The organism is Mesorhizobium tianshanense, assembly GCF_007830515.1.
Lineage (GTDB): Bacteria > Pseudomonadota > Alphaproteobacteria > Rhizobiales > Rhizobiaceae > Mesorhizobium > Mesorhizobium tianshanense.
Genome location: NZ_VLKT01000019.1, coordinates 105,134 through 122,615 on the forward strand (window position 1 = coordinate 105,134; position 17,482 = coordinate 122,615).

Genomic DNA, 17,482 nt, shown 5'->3' on the forward strand with positions numbered 1-17,482 from the left:
CTTTTCGCCCCAGCGGGCGGCGCTAAGGTCGCGGAGGGCAAGGGCAACCGTCATAAACTCGCACTATCTGGGCTTGAATACGCAACCCCTTCCTCCGTCACAGTCGTGGCACGGCCGATTTGAGCAACCGCGAAATCGGGCTCTCCGGCCGCAAACGAACCGCCGCCCGAACCAAGGAAGGAATAATTCGATGCCGTGGATTGCCTCTCCCAAACTCCCCTTCACCGCGATTGCGGCTGGATCCGCTGCACTGCTGCTGCTGACCTTCGGGCCGGACGGACCGTCGCGAGCTGCTGCCGGCTCGCGCGCGGCAGCGACATATGAAAACCAGGCTCCTGCGTCGCCGGCCATCCAACCCACACGCATTGAAGTCGACGGCAACGCTCACGTGATACGCTTTTATATCGACGGCAAGCAGGTCGCCCTGCTCGACTCGACCGGCTTCAAGGATTGAGCTCACACTGGCGCTGGCCGCGACATTGAGCGGCCAAGCGCGACTAATTTAGATGTCCGTGTTCGGCCGCGCCACTCCAGGCCTCGGCCGCCTGACGCGGCTGCAAGCCTAACAAGCGCCGGCACCTGCTCCGTTCCTCGCGGCCTGCGCTTTTCCACAACCCAGTTCCATGGAATTTCCGCAGAATTCCACGCCGTTCCACACAGCAGCCGCGTTCGACCCGGCGGCCAATGTTAACCTTACGTTAACCATGGAGGGACACCGTCATGAAACTCGCGCTGTCTGCACTTCTCGCCGTCCTCGCACTGCCGCAAGCCGTCGAGGCTAAAACGAAAGTCGTTGCCACCGATGCGAAAGCGGCCACAGCAGAGAAAAGCCGGCCGGTACTCGACGATAAGTCCACCGGCGGGATTAACGCGTCGTCTGGTGCAATGGCGGCGCCGGCCGACAAGAATGTGTCCAGTCCGTATCCGCCGGCGATCTATTTCAACTTCTAGAGTCTCATCCATCCCTGATGGATAGGCTCTATCTTTTTTGACCGTACCACGCTTGCGGTGCCCGACAGGCTTGGCGGCGGCGCGTCAGGCCGTGATGGGACTGCGCAGTCCGCTTCCGGCTCAGCCGATCCTGACGACGAAATGCTTCGTCACCGGCTCGATGATCTTCCACGTTCCCTTGAAATCGGCTTCGACCACGAAGGCATCGCCCGGACCGACTTCGACAGGCGCGCCGCCATCGGGCGTGATGATGATGCGGCCTGATATCATGTGCACGAATTCATAGTCGCTGTAGGTTGCATGGTAGGTGCCGGGGGTGGCCTGCCAGGTTCCCGATATGACCTTGCCATCCGCGGTGGTGTGCTGGACGGCGGTCTTCATGGTCGGGCTACCGTCGACCACAACCCAGCCCGTGAGATCGCCCGCCTCGGCGTTTTCGACCGCGCCGAATTTAAGGATGGTCTTCTCTGTCATGGTCGGGCTCCGTTTGAACTGTGTCGGCATTGGCTGCCGGCCTATAGCCGAAGCACCTGACATGAGCAACGCAGGTGCCCCGCCAGCTTCACGAGGAGACGATGGCGCAATTTGGGACGTGCCGGCACGCTTGACCTTGCCGCCATCCACCGGATAGTCCGGTGTCCGGCTCCAATGAAAGACCCGACATGACGGACGCGATCGTAAGAGACAGCAACGGCACCCAGCTGAACGAGGGCGATTCCGTGACCCTGATCAAGGATTTGAAGGTCAAGGGCACGTCGGAGACGATCAAGCGCGGCACGCTGGTGAAGAACATTCGCCTCAACGGCAATCCCGGCGAGATCGAGTGCAACACCAAGCAGGTGAAGGGCTTGGTGCTGAAAACCGAGTTCCTGAAAAAGGCGTGACCGCCTGAAAGGGACGGATGCCTGCGTCTTCTCACCTCCCCCAGCCCAGCGCTGCCATTGGTTCCGCGCGGAACCGACGCCGCGCCCGGCGCCGGGGCGGGTCTCTTGAAGGCCATTGAAACGCAACTATATCAATAAGTAAGCGTGCGGTGCACGCGAAACGTAGTGCTTTGGTCAAGCTTCATCTATGGAGGTTGTCATGGCAATTAAAATGATGGAAGGAAAGAAGGGCCAGGATTGGATCAATCTTGTCCTTGCGATCTGCCTGTTCATCTCACCCTGGATTATCGGCTTCGCTGCTGAAGCCAATCCTGCGTGGAACGCCTGGATTGCCGGTATCGTGCTCGGCGCCCTGGCTCTCGCCACGCTTTCGGCATTCGCCGAATGGGAAGAGTGGGTGAACCTTGTTGTCGGGCTATGGCTGATCGTTTCGCCCTGGCTGCTCGGCTTCGCGGCGAACGTCAACGCGATGGGAACCCATGTGGTTCTCGGCGTGCTGGTGGTCGCGGCGTCGGTCTGGGCAGTCTGGGACTACCGTCATCATCCGCCAGCGCATGCGTGATCGGTGACGACCAAGGGAGGAGCCCGGCGCGGGAGCGACGGGCTCTTCTAGAGCCTGAGATCGGGACGCAGGCCCGCGAGCCGGGCCAACTATCCCCTTGTGCGCAAAAATCGGCCGCCGCTCTCCAGTGTGCGCCGCTGTAGCGTCTTCCGAAACCAGAGACCTGACATCCAGGTTCCGCGGTGCAGCAGAACCTAGATTGGGTGCTGGGCTGCCTTTCGCCGACACGCCGGCCTGGCCAACTTCCACTTATGTTGCACTGCGTTAGATTTGTTGCATTGCAATATCGGCGCATCGCGTCGAGTCTTCGCAACGGGTGGCTTGTTTCAACGACTCTACGCGAGGTATCGCCGTGTCAGCATCGTTCCGGCCTGATATCGAAGGGCTGCGTGCATTGGCGGTGTCGGGCGTCGTCGCGTTCCATTTCGGCCTATCGGACCTGCCGGGTGGCTTCACCGGCGTCGACATCTTCTTCGTCATCTCCGGCTATCTGATCACCGGCCAACTGCTGCGGGAGATCGCCGAGGATGGCAGGCTGAACCTGTGGCGGTTCTACGCAAGGCGCGCCAGGCGCCTGTTGCCGGCCTCGCTGTTCGTCATCTTCGCCACGCTCGTCGCCGGCTACTTCATCCTGTCGCCGGACGAACAGGCGCTCTATTCGAAAGGCGCCATGTACGCCTCGGCCTATGCGATCAATTTCTGGCTGATCCGCTGGGCGTTCGATTATTTCGCCCCCGATGCGGCGAACAACCCCTTCATCCATTTCTGGTCGCTCTCGGTCGAGGAGCAGTTCTATCTCGTATGGCCGGCGCTACTTCTGCTGGCGGCATGGCTGCGCCCAGGCAAGCGCGCGGCGATCCTGGTGATCGGCCTCGTCGGCGTGGTGTCGTTCGCCGTCTGCGCCTGGCTCACCACCGTGTCGCAGCCCTGGGCCTTCTATTTCTCGCCGCTCAGGGCCTGGGAATTCGCCGCCGGCGGGCTGGCGACGATGGCGCCGGCAAGATTCTGGCGGGACCGGCCGCGGCTCAGCGCAGCGCAGTCATGTCTCGGCCTGGCGCTGATCGCCGGCGCCTATTTGATGGTGAGCGAGGATTCCCCCTTCCCCGGGGTGATTGCGCTGGTGCCGGTCGCCGGCACCGTGCTGGTGTTGCTCAGCGGCAGCGGTGCAAGCCGGAGCGCGGCGCAGAACCTACCGATCACCGTGCTGTCGCTGTCGCCCATGCAGTGGCTTGGCAAGCTTTCCTACTCGCTCTATCTGTGGCACTGGCCGGTCATCGTCTATGCGACGATGATGGTTCCCGACCTCTCCTGGCCCGGGCGGCTTGCCTGCGGGGCATTGACGCTGGCGCTATCCATCTTCACCTATAATCTCATCGAGAACCCGATCCGCCGCAACGTCTGGCTGATGGCGAACGCGGCGCGCGCGCTCATCCCCGCTGCGATGCTGACCGGCGCCGGCGTGGTGGCGACCTACGCCAATGCGCGCCTTGCCGTGCACAATCTCAGCCCCGAACAGCGCGTCATCGCAAGCAGCGCGGCGCAGAGTTCCACGGTGCGCGCGACCAACGCCGGCTGCGTGCTCGATCTGGAAACCATCAAGCCGAACCCTTGCGTGTTTGGCGTGAAAAATGCCGAGCACTCGGTGGTGCTGTTCGGCGATTCGCATGCCGACCACTGGTCGACGCCGCTGATCGAGGCGGCCAGCAAGAACAACTACCGGGTCGTCACCTATCTGAAATCCTCCTGCCGCGCCTCGCGGGTGACGACCTGGAACTCGCGGCTGAAGCGCGACTACACCGAATGCGACCAATGGCGCGAGCAGTCGATCAGGGACATCATTGCCCTGCATCCGAGCCTGGTGGTGATCTCGGAATTCTCGATGGGTAATATGATGCGGGAATCGCCCGATGAATTGAAGCACGCCAATTGGAACGAGGAGTGGCGGAGCGGCCTGCGCTGGACCCTGGGGGCGTTCAGTAAGGCCGGGATCAGGGTCGCGGTCATCAGAGACGTGCCCTTCAATAGCAGCTATGCCGACAAATGCGTGGCACGCGCCCTGTGGCGTGGCCAGACGCCGGCCGCATGCGACACGCAGAGGGTGATGGCCGCCAATGACGACATCGCCAAGGAAGAGCGCGACATCGTGCGCGGCATTCCGAACGCCACCTATCTCGACATGACGAACCGCTTTTGCGATCAGACCACCTGCCATGTCTTCATCGACGGCATGCTGGCCTTCCGCGACCGCCACCACCTTGCAACGCCCTTTGCGGCAACGCTGGAGCCGGCGATCGAGCGCGCGCTGTTCTCGAACAAGTGACCACAGCTGCCAAGTGAGGCGGCCGCCGCCTACGGCAGGTCTTCGTCGTCCAGCGCCTCGAGCAGCCCGATCGGCGCCCTTGCCGTCGGCAGCTGACGGCTTTGTTGATGATCTCACGCAGACTGGTGTAGTGGCTTTGAAACCGAAATTCGCGCTCTTCCAAGTGATTTGCGAATTTGCCACGCCATTGGCGCCAGCCGGGGATTCGCATGAAAACAGCCGTTCTGACGTATCTGCTCCTGGCCTGTTTGCTGGCGTCGCCGGTGCAGGCAGGATGGAAGCCGATCGAAAAGGTCGAGACCTACGCCGTTTCAGGGCAGACCGGCCTCGAACTATATACCTCGATCGGCGAGCGGGGGCCGATGGTCGGCAAGAGCAAGCACCGCGTCATCGCGTACACCAATTTCAAGCTGACCTGGGTCAGGGACTACCAGCCGCGAGGCGATGCCTGCGTGCTGGCCTCGGCGCGGCCAAAGCTCATCATCACCTATACCTTGCCGAAGCCGAACGGGCGGCTGCCGGCCGCCGTTCAAAAGAGCTGGGAGGCTTTTGCCGCCGGCCTCGCCGCCCATGAAAAGGTGCATGGCGACACCATAGTCGAGATGGTGCGCAAGATCGAATCCGTGAGCGTCGGCCTGACCGTCGCCGGCGACCCCGGCTGCAGCAAGATCAGGACCGAACTGACCAGGCGGCTTGCCGAAATCTCCCAGGCGCAGCGGCAGGCGAGCCGCGATTTCGACCGGGTCGAATTCGGCCAGGGCGGCAACATGCAGTTGCTCATCGTCGCTTTGCTGATGGGGCAGTAGGGGGGTGAGTATGGAAGCCACGGCAGGGGGGCGCCGTAGAGCACCGGGCTCTTCTTACAACTCCGCCACCGGCGTCCACATCACATCCTCGACCCGCAGCGCCCCGGTGGCCAGCATCACCAGCCGGTCGAAGCCGAGTGCGGCGCCGCTGGCCTGCGGCATGATGGCGAGCGCGGCGAGGAAATCCTCGTCGATCGGATAGCGCTCGCCATAGACGCGCTCTTTCTCGTCCATCTCGATGGTGAAGCGCCGGCGCTGCTCGGCGGCGTCGGTCAGTTCGCCGAATGCGTTGGCCAGCTCGACGCCGCAGCAATAGAGTTCGAAGCGCTCGGCGACCCTCGCATCATCCGCGCTCGGCCTGGCGAGTGCTGCCTCCGAAATCGGATAGCCATGGAGGATGGTGGCACGCCCCCGCCCCAGCGCCGGCTCGATCTTTTCCACCATCACCCGGCTGAACAGGTCGGCCCAATTATCGTCTGGCGCGTTGCGTAAGCCCGCCGCAACCAGCGCCGCGTGCAGCGCCTCGCGGTCGGTGCTGCCGTCGGCGGCCACGGTGGCCAAGAGATCAATGCCGGCATGGCGCGAAAAAGCCTCGGCGAGGCTCAACCGTTCCGGCTCGGCGAACGGATCGGCCTCGCGGCCGCGAAACGAAAACCGCCTGGCGCCCGCCCGTTCAGCAGCCAGCGCAACAAGCCCGGCGCAATCCTCCATCAGGCTCTCATAGGTCTCGTCAGCCCGGTACCATTCGAGCATGGTGAAGGACGGGTGGTGCAAGGGGCCACGCTCGCGGTTGCGATAGACGGCACTCAGGCTGAAGAGGCGCTTCTCGCCGGCGGCGAGCAGCTTCTTGCAGGCGAATTCCGGCGAGGTGTGCAGATAGAGCGGCTGGTGCTGCCCGTCCGGCCCGATCGCCTCGGTGGCGAAGGCCGACAGATGCGCCTCGTTGCCGGGCGAGACCTGCAGCGCCGCTGTCTCGACCTCGATGAAGTCGCGGCGGGCAAACCAGTCGCGCAGGGCCGCGGTGATGGCATTGCGCGCGATCAGCCGCGGCCGGCGGTCGGCGTGAACATCAGGCGTCCACCAGGGCGAGGCGGCGGTCATGACAAGCGGATTTGCATGGAGGACTGGCGATTGCAGCCAAGATGCGCTAGGCCGCACCGGACGGCTCCCGCAGCCGATTTGCGCCAGCCGGCGCTCCCAGGCCAGTCAACGCTCTTAGGAATGAAACCCGTGAAGGTCATCGCAAGTTCCCTACGCAAAGGCAATGTCGTCGACAAGGACGGCAAGCTCTATGTGATCCTCTTCGCCGAAAACATCCATCCGGGCAAGGGCACGCCAGTGACCCAGCTCGACATGCGCCGCATCTCCGACGGGGTGAAGGTCTCGGAGCGCTACCGCACCACCGAGCAGGTCGAGCGCGCCTATGTCGAGGAGCGCGAGCACACCTTCCTCTACAGCGACGGGGAAGGCTTCCATTTCATGAACCCGGAAAGCTACGATCAGGTGGCGGTGCCGGAAAGCGTGGTCGGAGAGATGGCGCCCTATCTCTCGGAAGGCATGGCGGTGCAGATCTCGCAGCACAATGGCGTTGCCATATCGCTGGTGCTGCCGCAGCGCGCCACCTTCGAGGTGGTCGAGACCGAGCCGGTGACCAAGGGTCAGACGGCGTCCTCATCCTACAAGCCGGCGACGCTGTCCAACGGCGTGCGCACGACAGTGCCGCCCCACATCAGCGCCGGCACCCGCGTGGTGGTAATGACGGCGGACGGCGCGTATGTGGAGCGCGCCAAGGATTGAGCGGCAACGGGATCGCTCACGGCGCTGCGGCGGCCTCCCGAACCAGGCAATGCGCGTCCAGCATGACGGTGTCGCGGTAGACGCCCATGGTGCAGCCTGGCGCCAGGCGGGCGACGAGCGTCGGCTCGTTTTGGCTGGCCCGCGCCTCCATCTCCGCCAGCTCGGCACCGAAAAAGCCGCGAAAGGTCACGGGGATCCGCGCCTGGGCAAGCGTGTCCTTGGTGACGACGAGGGCGTCGACGGGAAGCTCCCGCATCCGGTCGGCAAGGACCGACGCGTCGGTCGTCAGCACCAGATCGCGAATGATCTCCATGCGCCGGTGCACCTGCTGGTAGTAGCCTTTCTCATAGGCGATGGAGAGTTCGCGGTTGAACAATGTCGAACGCCCCGTCAGAACCGGTGAAAAATTGAGGTCTTCGGCGAAACCGCCGACCACGGCGTCTTTCGGCAGCGACCGGATCGCCGCGATCAGTTCGCGGTCGGCCGGCAAAGCGTTGCCTGTCTTGACGATGCTGACCGCGAGCACGCCGGCCAGCGCCGCAATGCCGGCGCCGATAGCCAAGGTCCTGCCGCTGTAGCGTTCGATCAGCGTTTGCGGCGAAAGCCGCGACCGGATCCAGTCGGACAGAACCGGCAAGGTGGCCAGCCAGGGCAGCAGCAGCAAGCCCGACGCATAGCGGCTGGGCAGATGCAGCTTGAACAGCACCGCCGCCGACAGCGCCGCGCAGATCAGCGAACTGACCAGCAGATAGAGCGGCAGCGGCGAACGGGCGCCGGAGGCCGGGCCGGGGCGGAACGTGCGCATGAGCAGGACAACGGGGCCAAGCCCGTTGGCAACGACCAGCAGATAGAGCCGCGGATCGAGCAAGCCCTTGCATCCGCCGGCGAAAATGCCGAGCCGCGTCTGGCACAGGAAGTCGGCCGAGCCATCGGCTCCGAGGACCCTGCCGCGCCCATACAGGAAGGTCGGGATCGTTCTGGCCTCGGCAAGCGTGAAGACGGGGCCGAACTGGCTCTCCCTGAGTAGGAAGGGCGCGATGCCGGCGACCGTCGCCACCGCGGCAAGCACGACCAGCGCCAGCCGCCGGCGGCCGAGATCGATCCACGGGCGCTGCCACGGTGTCAGCGCGGACAGTCCGATCACCCCGGCCATGACCAGCGCGACCTGCGGATAGACGCCGGCCATCAACAGCTGCGCCAGTGCGACCTGCAGGACCCTGACGCGCGCCAGCCCGTCGAGGCCGACCAGAAGCAGCAGCGGCCAGAAGGCGCGAGGCGTGCCGCTGACCACGATGTCGTCGCGCACCATGACGTTGAGGACGAAGACCGTCGCGACGAAGGCGGCAAGCGGATCGGCCCGCATCGCCCTGAGCAGCCGGTAGCTGAAGTAGGCGATCAATGGAAACAGCAGCGCCGGCAGGATCTTGACGAAGACGAGCGGCTTGATGCCGACCAGCCAGCCGGCCCGGAAGACGGCGCGGTAGAGCCAGGGGCTGACCGAATACCAATAGTCGGCGACGAGATCGCCCTTGAGCAGCTCCGGATCGTCCCAGCGGCCCATCCAGGACAGGAACATCCGCGCGTCGTCCTGGATGGTTCCCTCGACGTGGAACACCGCCACCAGGAACGCCAGGCTGGCGATCAGCCCGAAGCCCAGCGACATCGGCAGCCAGACATGGTCCTCGTCGTCGCGGCGTTCCAGCCGCTGCCTGAGGAACGCCACAAACGCGGCCAGTCCAGGCTGGCCGGCCGTCGGGGCGCTCAATTCTTGCGTCCCCGCGACGGCCGCAAGCCGCCGCCGGCCGGATCGGACCGCCGCACCAGCCCGAGGAAATCGGCGACGAACGGCGCCCCTGCGATGGCCGGAAGCACGTAGCGCAGCGTCGCCAGAATGCCGAGCACAGCGGCGGCGCCTGCCGACAGATACGGTGCATAGAAATAGACGATCGCCGCGTCCCTGGTGCCGACGCCGGCAAAGGTGAACGGCAACAGGCCGACCAGGATCGACAGCGTGGCGAAGGCGGCGTTTTCGAGCACCGGCACATGTCCGTTCAGCGCCTGCGAAAACAGCCAGAACTGCAGCAGATGCGCGCCCCAGATCACCACCGAAACCAGGATGACGCCGAGCGCGCGCACCGGTGTCGCCCAGAACCATTCCGACATCTCCTGCCAACTGCCGGCGAAGGCCGAAAGCGCCCCGGCAAGGCGGCCGGGCAGCAGCCTGCCGAAATGCGACAGGAAAAACGGCAGGATGCGCAGCGGCAGGATCAAAAGGACAAGCAGCGCGCACAGCCCGGCCACCGGCACCAGGAACCAAAGCATCGCCGGGCGGCCGATGCCGACGACGACCAGCCCGAACACGCCCCAGACGAGCAGCGACATCATGTCGAGCGATTTTTCGAGCACCACGATGGCAAAGGCGATGCTGGGGCTTGTGCCATGGCGGCGCGACAGCACATGCGCCTTGGCCAGGTCGCCGAGCTTGGACGGCAGGAACATGTTGAGCGTGCTCGCCGCCAGGATCAGCCGGTTGGCCTCGACAAAGCCGATGCGGCCGATGACGACCAGCGTGAAGCGCCAGGCGGTCAACAGCGTCAGCGGAATGAAGAACAGAATGCCGGCGACAAGCCACCATGGATCGGCCGCGCGCGCCGCCTGCCACAGTCCGTCGACGTCGATGAAGGCATAGAGCAGGGCGAGCAGGGCCGCGCTGACGAGCAGGCCGGCGATCTTACGCATCGCCGCCGCCTTGCAGATGCCGTTCGAAGCTCAGCCGGTCGCCGGCCGCCAGGCCTTTCAGCCGCGGCGCAAGGTCGATGAACGGGACCAGCTGGCTTTCCTGATAGACGCGGGCCATGATCGTCGTGGTCGAGCTTTGATGGCCTGAGATGCCGATCCTGCCGACATCCTGCCAGCCTTGCGCGGCCGAGATCTCGTCGCGCACCAGCCATCCCTGCGCTGTCTTTTCGAACTGCCGGCGGAAGCTGAACGGGGCGGCGGATTTGCCGGTGACGAGCACCTTCTGCAAAAGACGCCGCACGAGGTCGGGAAAGAAGCGGCCGAAGCCGAGCATGACGATGCGCAGCACGATGTTCTTGGCCGGCGTCAGCCGCGTGCTCTTGGCCCAGGCCATCTCGCCCGAGACGTCGATATGCGTTTCCGACACGGCGACCGTCGCACCGCCGAGATGGGTGACGGCGACCTTGCCACGGCCGCTGAGCGCAAGCGTGATCCCGGTGTCGCTGCCGACCAGCCTGCCGTCGGCGAAATATTTGTAGACGCCGCCGCGCGACAGCGCCGCGACCAGCATGGTCGATGGGGTCCTGTCGACCAACAGCCCGCAGCCGGCGAACCAGGCGCGGCCGGTCCGTTGCGGCGGGTCGAGCGGCCTGTCGCGGCGAAATTCCCGCAGGGTGAACAACCAGCCCCACAAATGATGGCCGATGATGCGGTCGTCCGAATAGCAGGGCGGCCTGAGCTCGACGAGCGGCAGCAAGGCCAGGTTGTTGATCCGCAGCGCATCCTCGTGCCAGGCGCCGGCGATCTCGAAGCCGAACGGAAAGAAGTTGAGCGTCGACCGGCTCGAATATTCGCCGCCGACGGTTCCGTCGGGATGGACGAAATTGGCCAGGAAATCGATCGCCGCGATCAGCTGTCCTCTCAAGTCGAGATCCGGCCGGCGCCGGTCGAGGTCGGCGAGCAGACCGATGGTCAGCGAGAGATAGCCGAGATCGGCGCCGCCATATTCGTCGAACCAGCCTTCGGCGTGCTGCCAGGAAAGCAGCCGCCGCAGGCGCGTCGCCATCGCCGCCTCGAAGCCCGCGCCGGGATAGCGGCGGCCGGCGCGTTCGAGGCAGGAGACGATCAGCGCCTCATGGTTGGAGAGCCGCCCGCTTTCGGTGTGCGAGGCCAGCCAATGCGCCCTGCGCTGGACGAAGGCATCGATTTCCGGATCGGCGGCAATCTCGATGACATCGAGCGTTTCGAGAATGGCGAACAGCGAGAAGGCGGCCGCGCCGGCGGCCCGTTCGAACGGATAGTAGTCGTCGCACGAGCCATCAGCATGGGCCGAGCGGGCGGCAAACCTGATGGCGGCCAGGATGTATTCGCGGATCTGGGGGTCGCGGTGGTAGACATTGCCCGGCAGGTCGTCCATCGACCAGACAAGCGCCAGCGGCAGCACGAATTCCTGCGACATGCCGCAGGGGAAATCCATCATCCGGTAATGCCAGTAGGCGCGGTCGAAGCAGCCATAGGTGGCGCTGACCGGCGTGCGGTCGAGCAAGGTGAGCAGCTTGGGGATTTCGGCCAGGACAAGGCTCGCAACGCCGCGCCGGACATCTTCAAACTGCACGGTCTTGCCCTTGCTCTTACTGGCTGTCGCCGCCATTTCTGCTGCCGATCCTGCCACTGCCGCCAAAACGGTTGCGCCGCAATCCGTATCTCACATCTTCGAGCAGTTTTCGATTGATGCCGTTGATTTCGCCGAGAAGTGCACAAAGCCAGCACAGGAATGCGGCGATCATCATGATGGCCGCGAGGATCAGGCTGGGTATATGCGTGCGCTGGGTGCCTTCGAAATACAGGACGAGCCAGCGTACGCTGAGAAAGAAGCCAACGGCGAAGGGGACGAGGCCGAGCAGGAAGAATGTCAGGCCCGGACGATAGATGAACACCGAGCGCAGGATCGAAATGCTGGAGCGAAAGACATAGCGCGGGATGCTGCGCACTAGGCGCGACGGCCGCGTCTCGCCATTGACCCGGATCGGCACCGAGACGATCTTCAGCCCGGAGCGCCCGGCCTGGATGACCGATTCCAGCGTGTAGGTGTAGGAATCGAAGATGTGCAGGCGCATCGCCGCCTCGCGCGACAGCGCGCGAAACCCGCTCGGCGCGTCGGCGACATCCGCGCCCGAGGTGAAGCGCACCACCCAGCTGCCCAGCCGCTGCAGCAATTTCTTGGTCGGCGAGAAATGGTCGATGGTCCTGATCGGGCGGCTGCCCACAACCAGCTCGGCGCGCCGTTCCAGGATCGGCTGGACAAGGGCGGGAATGTCGCTGGCATCGTACTGGTTGTCGGCGTCGGTGTTGACGATGACGTCGGCGCCCTCCTCCAGCGCGCGTTCGATGCCGGCGACGAAGGCCTTGGCAAGGCCGCGGTTGAAGGGGAACTGGACGATGTGGTCGACACCGCCCTTCCGCGCCACCTCGACGGTGCCGTCGGTGCTGCCGTCGTCGACGACCAGCCACTCCACGGCGTCGAACCCAGCCACGCTGCGCGGCAGGCAGGAAAGTGTCTCCGCCAGCGACGCTTCCTCGTTGAAGCAAGGTATCTGGATAATCAGTTTCAAGGGGATCCCGATCAGGGTCTAAGTAAAGAAAACCCGGATATCCCATCCCCGGGGAACTAGGAAGATGGAAAAGGTTGCGGTGCGGCAATGTACTGATCAGTTAAACACGCTCGCCCCGCCCGCACGTCTCACAACCGGCAGATCACGCTCATAACGACATCGCCATCTCGCTGCCGCAGCGCGACCTTCGAGATGATCGAGCCCGCACCCGTGACAAAGGGCCAGAGGGCATCCTACAAGCCTGCGACGCCGCCCAACGACGTGCGCACGCTGGTGCTGCCGCGGATCAGCGCCGACACCCGCGTGGGTTCGCGTGCTAGCTTTTCATCGTCCCGAAAATCCTGCAGGGGTTAGCTCTCCTCGCCTGATGCTTTGTGCGATGCTCCCGCTTGACCGCTTGTCTCGTTGGCAGGAGCCGATACTGACAGGTTCAGCCAAGGACGAGGCCCGCCGCCAGCACCGTTAGGATGAGAGACAGCGGAACGGCGAGAAGGCAGCACAACTCCAAAGTATTGATTTGCCAAAAGTTCATCGGGCACTTCCCATATTGGTTTCCCATCTAAACGGGCGGACCGGGATGGCAGTTCCACGGAAAATGTCGGGGCACGCCGCAAGTCGCACCGATCGGTCAGCCTTCCCCCGGTGGTCAGCGGCCAATGCTGTCGGGTCGCAAGCCAGCATGTGATTGCCCGGCGCCGGCACCAGTTGCCTGCTATCCTCGCGGCCGCCGCATCAGCATCATCCCGTAATGCACGGCCAACATATCCAGCCCCACCTTGAGCAGCTTCGTCACCACATCCCGCGCCTCTCCCATCTGTTCGGCCAGGCTCTTCACGGTCTCACCTTGGCAGCAGACTTTTTGCACCACGCCCGCCACTTCCCAATGCGCAAGCGCCCTGGTGGCGTCGGCATGGGCGCGGCCGGCCGACAGGATGCTGTCGGCAATGCCGCCGCCGATACGTCCGCCGTCGACGCGCTCGGTCAGCGCCATCGGCTTGACGCCGTCCTGCGCCGAGACGCGAAAATCCTCGCGGTAGCGCATGCCCGCCTCGCGCTGCTGGCGCGACAGCGAGGTGATGCCGGTCAGCGGGTCGACATTGCGCACGCGCACGATGCCGCCGGTCGGGCCGTCATTGGACACCTGGTAGACGCGCCTCGCCTCCAGCGTGCCGGCCGCCAGCCGCTTGCGGCCGAAGGCGTCGTCCTTCAGCGCGAAATCATGGCCGATCTCCTTGCGGATGCGCACCTGCTCGGCCTCTCCCTTGAGAAGTTTCGGCGGCTTGGGCGCCTTGGCCTTGGCGGTCTTCTTGCTCATGGGCAGTCTCCTCGTTTGATTTTCGCCTTCGCAGAACCTGCCTCCCGTTTGGCGATCGGCTCACACCGCATCCGCCAGAGCCGTACGGCGATGGTCGCGGAAGCGCGCCGCGTGATAGGCGCAGTAGCTTTTCAGCGGCCCCGTGCGCAGGCCGCAGCACAGCATGTCCAGTCCCGGCCGGCTGCCGGGCGCGTCGTTTTCGGGGTCTTCCTCCAGCGTCAGCTCGAGCGGCGCGCGGCAGCGGTTGAACAGGCAGTCGATGAAGCGCATGGCCGCGACATGCGGCTGGCGCCCGACGGCGGCAGCCGGACGCGGCGCCGGCACTTTGAAGACTTCGGGCCCGTGCACCTCGCGCACGAACTGGCGCTGCGGCAGCCAGACCGGCGGCGCCAGCCTGGCCGGCGTGACATGCCTTGCAGGCCTGCCCTGCCTTGCCGGATGGATTTGCCCAGGCAGTTCTGCTTGCCCAGGCAGATCTGCTTGCTCGGGTAGCTTGTCGATGTAGGCGGTCATGGTGTTCTTCCGTCTCAAGAAATTGCGTGAATGCCGAAGCTGCCCCCCTCCCGTGAACGGGGAGCAGGGAGCTACCTTCGGCGGCCAAGCATCGCCTCGGCCGCCGCGCGGGTGGCGCCGGAAACCGCCCTGCCCGTTTGCCGGTCGAAGGCGATGATCGCCTCGGTGCGGATGCACGAAAGGCCCGTATTGCACGCGCGGAAATTCGTGGCCGGAGCCGTGAGGGGGGGGGGGCGGCTCCGGCCGTTCCGGTCGCCGCCGGTGACGGCAGGGCGGCCGGATCCGAGGCGCAGGCCTCGGGCTTCGTCCCGGCCGGGGAGGACAGCCGGGACGGATGGGAAAGCGGAATGGGGCGATGCGGCTTGTGCATGGCCGTATATAAGCATAACTCAAAAATCTATGCAAGCCATTCTTTCATGGACGAAACCGATTCTTATGTTTCAGATGGCGCCATGGCGAAAACCTCATTGTCGATCAAGGTCGGGGCGGCGATCCGCAAGGCGCGCAAGCAGCGCGGCCTGGTGATGCGCCACATTGCCGAGCACAACGACACCGACGTCGCCGCCGTCGGCAATTGGGAAACCGGCCGCAACCTGCCCAAGACCGAGAACCTTTTGAAGACCGCCGCCTTCCTGCGCGTCGACCCGGTGGCGCTCGGCAAGGGCGAGGTCGTCTTCCTCGACGACGCCGACAATGTCGCCGACGCCGAGATCGTCACCGATGCCGCCCCCCTGCCCGCTGGCCCCATGGACATCGAGCTTCTGGGCGCCGCGGTCGGCGGCGACGACGGCGATTTCACCTTCAACGGCGAGGTCGCCGGCTATGTCCAGCGCCCGCCCGGCATCGCCCATTTGCGCAAGGTGTTCGCGCTGCATGTGCTCTCCGACTCGATGGTGCCGCGCTACGAGCCCGGCGAGATGCTTTATTGCGGCGGTCGCGACGCCGTGCCCGGCGACCATGTGGTGATCGAGATGTTCCCCGAGGAAAACGAGCGCAACGGCAAGGCCTTCATCAAGAAGCTGGTCAAGCGCACCGCCGCCGAGCTGGTCGTCGAGCAGTACAACCCGCCGAAGACGCTGACCTTCAACCGCTACGCGATCAAGGCCGTCTTCCGCGTCATCCCGCTCAAGGAACTGCTGGGGTACTGAGGGGCGGGGCGTTATCTCCCCCATTGCGGGGGAGATGGCGTTTCCGCCACCCCATCAAGCCCGCCTGGATCTCTCCAAGGGAACCTCGCGCTCGCTAAGCATCCGCGCCTCGGCGCGGCGCTGCTGCTGCTCGTCGATGAACGCCGCCCGGATCGAAACCGCCCCGCCCGGCAATCCGTCGGCTCGGCAGGCCTTGCAGACAAGGCGCCCGGAAAGCGCCGCCAGCGGCGTCTGCGCGGTCACCCCGAAGCGCCTCAGCTCGGCCGGCTTCCACCATCTGTTGCGGCCGCAGTCGATACACTCGACCGCAATCGAGACGACCTCGGCGATCGTCGCTTCCTTGCCCGGCAATGCCATCGCCCCATACGTCTCCGTTCCTGTTTTGTTCACATCATTATGGGTTTTTCCCGAAGAGTCGAGTCGGCTCCACTCATACCCATAAAAAAGTTTAACTTGTATCAATTTTTGAGTTATGCTTATATCAGATATACCGCCCGGACGATACGGATGGGCGGCGGGACCGGGCATCCGTATCGGCCGCCAGCAGCAAGGAACCGAGGATGGACGCCCTCTCCGCCCAATTCGCCCGCGATTGCGGCTATACCGGCGACAGCCCGGCCATGCTGGCGGCCTTCGCGGCCATCCGCCTCGACGGCATAGGCAAGGCGCGGCAAGGCCATGACCAACGCAAGGCGGTGGTCGACCGGCTGAAGCACGGCGAGGCCCTGTTCCTGGCGGCGATCCGTCCGGCGCAATCGGCCGAGGAGGCGATCGAGGACGCCGCCCGCTTCATCGCCTGTTATCGCAACATGCCGCGCTGGCGCCAGGAAAGACGCGGCGCCGATCTCGCCCGCGCCAGGCAGCAGCGGCTCCTGGCGCGCTTCTTCCGCCGCTACGGCCACCGCCTCTGGTCACGGCAGGCCGCCTGAGTCGAAGCGCTGACGCCATCGGCCGCGAATGCCGGTCGCGCCGCGCGCATGCCGCGAATGGCTGGATCGCACTTGCCGTCGCCGACACCACGCCGTATGTCATCCCCTCGATGAGCGAGATCGAGTTCCGTCGCGCGCAAGCGCCCGACCTGCCGGCGATTGTTGCAATGCTTGCCGACGACGCGCTCGGCGCGGACCGGGAAGATCCGTCGACGCCGCTCGCCCCGTCCTATCTCGATGCCTTCAGGGCAATCGATGCCGATCCCAACCAGCTGCTGGCCGTGGCTGTCGAAGCCGGGCAAGTGGTCGGAACCCTGCAGCTCAGCTTCCTTCCGGGCATTTCGAGGAAAGGCGCCTGGCGCGGCCAGATCGAAGGCGTTCGCGTTGCGCGGCACCGGCGGTCCGGCGGCGTCGGCAAACGGATGGTCGAATGGGCGATCGAAGCGTGCCGTTCGCGCAACTGCAGCATCGTCCAGCTCACGACTGACAAGAGCCGACGCGAGGCACACGCTTTCTACGAGCGCCTCGGCTTCACCGCGAGCCATCTCGGCTACAAGATGGCGTTGTAGGGCGCGGCATCTGTCATCTCAGGGCAACGAGTCCAGGTTAACGCGCTTGGAGGGCGGCCAAGAGGTAGCCGGTATCCCAGGTTGCGAGTTTTCGCTTTCCCTTGATGGATTGTTTGCCGGGCATAGCGCGGATGAGATTGAGGGCGAGGTGGCGGACCATCGCCATGTTTGTGGCACCATGGCCGCGGCGCAGGCGCGATTGGTCCTCCTTGAACTGGACATCGAGAACCCAGTGGAGCCCGTTCTCGATGCCCCAATGGGCTCTGGCGGCCTCGGCAAAGGCTTTCGCGGAGAGGACACGGGAGGAGATGTAGCATCGCCGCTCGACCCTGACCTC

At 64.8% G+C, this 17,482-nt stretch carries 20 protein-coding genes; 10 read left to right on the forward strand and 10 right to left on the reverse strand.

Features of this window, described 5'->3' with window-relative positions; all coding sequences use genetic code 11:
* Positions 1 to 190 precede the first annotated feature (190 nt).
* A complete protein-coding gene (locus IQ26_RS16790; protein ID WP_145719174.1) occupies positions 191 to 454 on the forward strand; it encodes a hypothetical protein in 264 nt (87 codons plus the stop codon).
* 266 nt (positions 455 to 720) lie between these two features.
* Positions 721 to 951, forward strand: a complete 231-nt coding sequence (locus tag IQ26_RS16795; RefSeq protein WP_145719176.1) for a hypothetical protein — start codon at positions 721 to 723, stop codon at positions 949 to 951.
* A 120-nt stretch (positions 952 to 1,071) separates the two neighbouring features.
* Here IQ26_RS16795 and IQ26_RS16800 read toward each other — a convergent pair whose 3' ends face one another.
* Positions 1,072 to 1,425 (reverse strand): cupin domain-containing protein, encoded by a 354-nt coding sequence (locus IQ26_RS16800; protein WP_145719177.1) that lies wholly within the window; start codon positions 1,423 to 1,425, stop codon positions 1,072 to 1,074.
* Between the two features lie 188 nt (positions 1,426 to 1,613).
* Here IQ26_RS16800 and IQ26_RS16805 point away from each other — a divergent pair, with 188 nt between their 5' ends.
* The 4 genes from IQ26_RS16805 to IQ26_RS16820 all read left to right on the forward strand — a co-directional run bounded on the left by IQ26_RS16805 (position 1,614) and on the right by IQ26_RS16820 (position 5,523).
* Positions 1,614 to 1,835: an alkylphosphonate utilization protein gene (locus IQ26_RS16805; RefSeq protein WP_145719180.1), complete on the forward strand. Its 222-nt coding sequence runs from the start codon at positions 1,614 to 1,616 to the stop codon at positions 1,833 to 1,835.
* Between the two features lie 199 nt (positions 1,836 to 2,034).
* Positions 2,035 to 2,397, forward strand: coding sequence for an SPW repeat protein (locus tag IQ26_RS16810; protein ID WP_145719182.1), 363 nt, complete (start codon positions 2,035 to 2,037; stop codon positions 2,395 to 2,397).
* 352 nt (positions 2,398 to 2,749) lie between these two features.
* A complete protein-coding gene (locus IQ26_RS16815) occupies positions 2,750 to 4,717 on the forward strand; it encodes an acyltransferase family protein (RefSeq protein WP_145719184.1) in 1,968 nt (655 codons plus the stop codon).
* A 209-nt stretch (positions 4,718 to 4,926) separates the two neighbouring features.
* Entirely contained in the window at positions 4,927 to 5,523 is a 597-nt protein-coding gene (locus IQ26_RS16820; protein ID WP_145719185.1) for a DUF922 domain-containing Zn-dependent protease, read from the forward strand.
* Between the two features lie 54 nt (positions 5,524 to 5,577).
* Here IQ26_RS16820 and epmA read toward each other — a convergent pair whose 3' ends face one another.
* Positions 5,578 to 6,624, reverse strand: coding sequence for an EF-P lysine aminoacylase EpmA (epmA, locus tag IQ26_RS16825; RefSeq protein WP_145719192.1), 1,047 nt, complete (start codon positions 6,622 to 6,624; stop codon positions 5,578 to 5,580).
* A 129-nt stretch (positions 6,625 to 6,753) separates the two neighbouring features.
* On the opposite strand from epmA, the gene efp reads away from it, so the two are divergent.
* Positions 6,754 to 7,320, forward strand: a complete 567-nt coding sequence (gene efp, locus IQ26_RS16830; RefSeq protein WP_162457981.1) for an elongation factor P — start codon at positions 6,754 to 6,756, stop codon at positions 7,318 to 7,320.
* Positions 7,321 to 7,336: 16 nt separating this feature from the next.
* Here efp and IQ26_RS16835 read toward each other — a convergent pair whose 3' ends face one another.
* The 6 genes from IQ26_RS16835 to IQ26_RS40390 all read right to left on the reverse strand — a co-directional run bounded on the left by IQ26_RS16835 (position 7,337) and on the right by IQ26_RS40390 (position 14,499).
* Complete coding sequence (locus IQ26_RS16835) at positions 7,337 to 9,085, reverse strand: hypothetical protein (protein ID WP_145719196.1); 1,749 nt, start codon at positions 9,083 to 9,085, stop codon at positions 7,337 to 7,339.
* Entirely contained in the window at positions 9,082 to 10,059 is a 978-nt protein-coding gene (locus IQ26_RS16840; protein ID WP_145719198.1) for a lysylphosphatidylglycerol synthase transmembrane domain-containing protein, read from the reverse strand. Before IQ26_RS16840 ends, IQ26_RS16835 begins: the two co-directional genes overlap by 4 nt.
* Complete coding sequence (locus tag IQ26_RS16845; protein WP_208760174.1) at positions 10,052 to 11,710, reverse strand: hypothetical protein; 1,659 nt, start codon at positions 11,708 to 11,710, stop codon at positions 10,052 to 10,054. Before IQ26_RS16845 ends, IQ26_RS16840 begins: the two co-directional genes overlap by 8 nt.
* Positions 11,691 to 12,671, reverse strand: a complete 981-nt coding sequence (locus IQ26_RS16850) for a glycosyltransferase family 2 protein (protein ID WP_145719200.1) — start codon at positions 12,669 to 12,671, stop codon at positions 11,691 to 11,693. Before IQ26_RS16850 ends, IQ26_RS16845 begins: the two co-directional genes overlap by 20 nt.
* Before the next feature lie 712 nt (positions 12,672 to 13,383).
* Complete coding sequence (locus tag IQ26_RS16855) at positions 13,384 to 13,986, reverse strand: DUF6456 domain-containing protein (protein WP_145719202.1); 603 nt, start codon at positions 13,984 to 13,986, stop codon at positions 13,384 to 13,386.
* Positions 13,987 to 14,046: 60 nt separating this feature from the next.
* Positions 14,047 to 14,499: a hypothetical protein gene (locus IQ26_RS40390; RefSeq protein WP_240547148.1), complete on the reverse strand. Its 453-nt coding sequence runs from the start codon at positions 14,497 to 14,499 to the stop codon at positions 14,047 to 14,049.
* Positions 14,500 to 14,951: 452 nt separating this feature from the next.
* Between IQ26_RS40390 and IQ26_RS16870 the strand changes: the two genes are divergently transcribed.
* Positions 14,952 to 15,647, forward strand: a complete 696-nt coding sequence (locus IQ26_RS16870; RefSeq protein WP_029351184.1) for an XRE family transcriptional regulator — start codon at positions 14,952 to 14,954, stop codon at positions 15,645 to 15,647.
* 54 nt (positions 15,648 to 15,701) lie between these two features.
* Here the strand turns inward: IQ26_RS16870 and IQ26_RS16875 are convergent, their stop codons facing one another.
* Positions 15,702 to 16,004 (reverse strand): hypothetical protein, encoded by a 303-nt coding sequence (locus IQ26_RS16875; protein ID WP_145719204.1) that lies wholly within the window; start codon positions 16,002 to 16,004, stop codon positions 15,702 to 15,704.
* Positions 16,005 to 16,207: 203 nt separating this feature from the next.
* On the opposite strand from IQ26_RS16875, the gene IQ26_RS16880 reads away from it, so the two are divergent.
* Entirely contained in the window at positions 16,208 to 16,576 is a 369-nt protein-coding gene (locus IQ26_RS16880; protein ID WP_145719206.1) for a hypothetical protein, read from the forward strand.
* A 110-nt stretch (positions 16,577 to 16,686) separates the two neighbouring features.
* Complete coding sequence (locus tag IQ26_RS16885; RefSeq protein WP_145719208.1) at positions 16,687 to 17,145, forward strand: GNAT family N-acetyltransferase; 459 nt, start codon at positions 16,687 to 16,689, stop codon at positions 17,143 to 17,145.
* A 37-nt stretch (positions 17,146 to 17,182) separates the two neighbouring features.
* On the opposite strand, the gene IQ26_RS16890 is transcribed toward IQ26_RS16885, so the two are convergent.
* A partial coding sequence (locus tag IQ26_RS16890) for an ISAs1 family transposase (protein WP_145719210.1) occupies positions 17,183 to 17,482 on the reverse strand: 300 nt, incomplete at its 5' end.

Bases quoted from the DNA above. Each gene is read 5' to 3' on its own strand.
- IQ26_RS16790 (WP_145719174.1), top strand. From the start codon at position 191: ATGCCGTGGATTGCCTCTCCCAAACTCCCCTTCACCGCGATTGCGGCT.
- IQ26_RS16795 (WP_145719176.1), top strand. From the start codon at position 721: ATGAAACTCGCGCTGTCTGCACTTCTCGCCGTCCTCGCACTGCCGCAA.
- IQ26_RS16800 (WP_145719177.1), bottom strand. From the start codon at position 1,425: ATGACAGAGAAGACCATCCTTAAATTCGGCGCGGTCGAAAACGCCGAG.
- IQ26_RS16805 (WP_145719180.1), top strand. From the start codon at position 1,614: ATGACGGACGCGATCGTAAGAGACAGCAACGGCACCCAGCTGAACGAG.
- IQ26_RS16810 (WP_145719182.1), top strand. From the start codon at position 2,035: ATGGCAATTAAAATGATGGAAGGAAAGAAGGGCCAGGATTGGATCAAT.
- IQ26_RS16820 (WP_145719185.1), top strand. From the start codon at position 4,927: ATGAAAACAGCCGTTCTGACGTATCTGCTCCTGGCCTGTTTGCTGGCG.
- epmA (WP_145719192.1), bottom strand. From the start codon at position 6,624: ATGACCGCCGCCTCGCCCTGGTGGACGCCTGATGTTCACGCCGACCGC.
- IQ26_RS16840 (WP_145719198.1), bottom strand. From the start codon at position 10,059: ATGCGTAAGATCGCCGGCCTGCTCGTCAGCGCGGCCCTGCTCGCCCTG.
- IQ26_RS16845 (WP_208760174.1), bottom strand. From the start codon at position 11,710: ATGGCGGCGACAGCCAGTAAGAGCAAGGGCAAGACCGTGCAGTTTGAA.
- IQ26_RS16855 (WP_145719202.1), bottom strand. From the start codon at position 13,986: ATGAGCAAGAAGACCGCCAAGGCCAAGGCGCCCAAGCCGCCGAAACTT.
- IQ26_RS40390 (WP_240547148.1), bottom strand. From the start codon at position 14,499: ATGACCGCCTACATCGACAAGCTACCCGAGCAAGCAGATCTGCCTGGG.
- IQ26_RS16870 (WP_029351184.1), top strand. From the start codon at position 14,952: ATGGCGAAAACCTCATTGTCGATCAAGGTCGGGGCGGCGATCCGCAAG.
- IQ26_RS16875 (WP_145719204.1), bottom strand. From the start codon at position 16,004: ATGGCATTGCCGGGCAAGGAAGCGACGATCGCCGAGGTCGTCTCGATT.
- IQ26_RS16880 (WP_145719206.1), top strand. From the start codon at position 16,208: ATGGACGCCCTCTCCGCCCAATTCGCCCGCGATTGCGGCTATACCGGC.
- IQ26_RS16885 (WP_145719208.1), top strand. From the start codon at position 16,687: ATGAGCGAGATCGAGTTCCGTCGCGCGCAAGCGCCCGACCTGCCGGCG.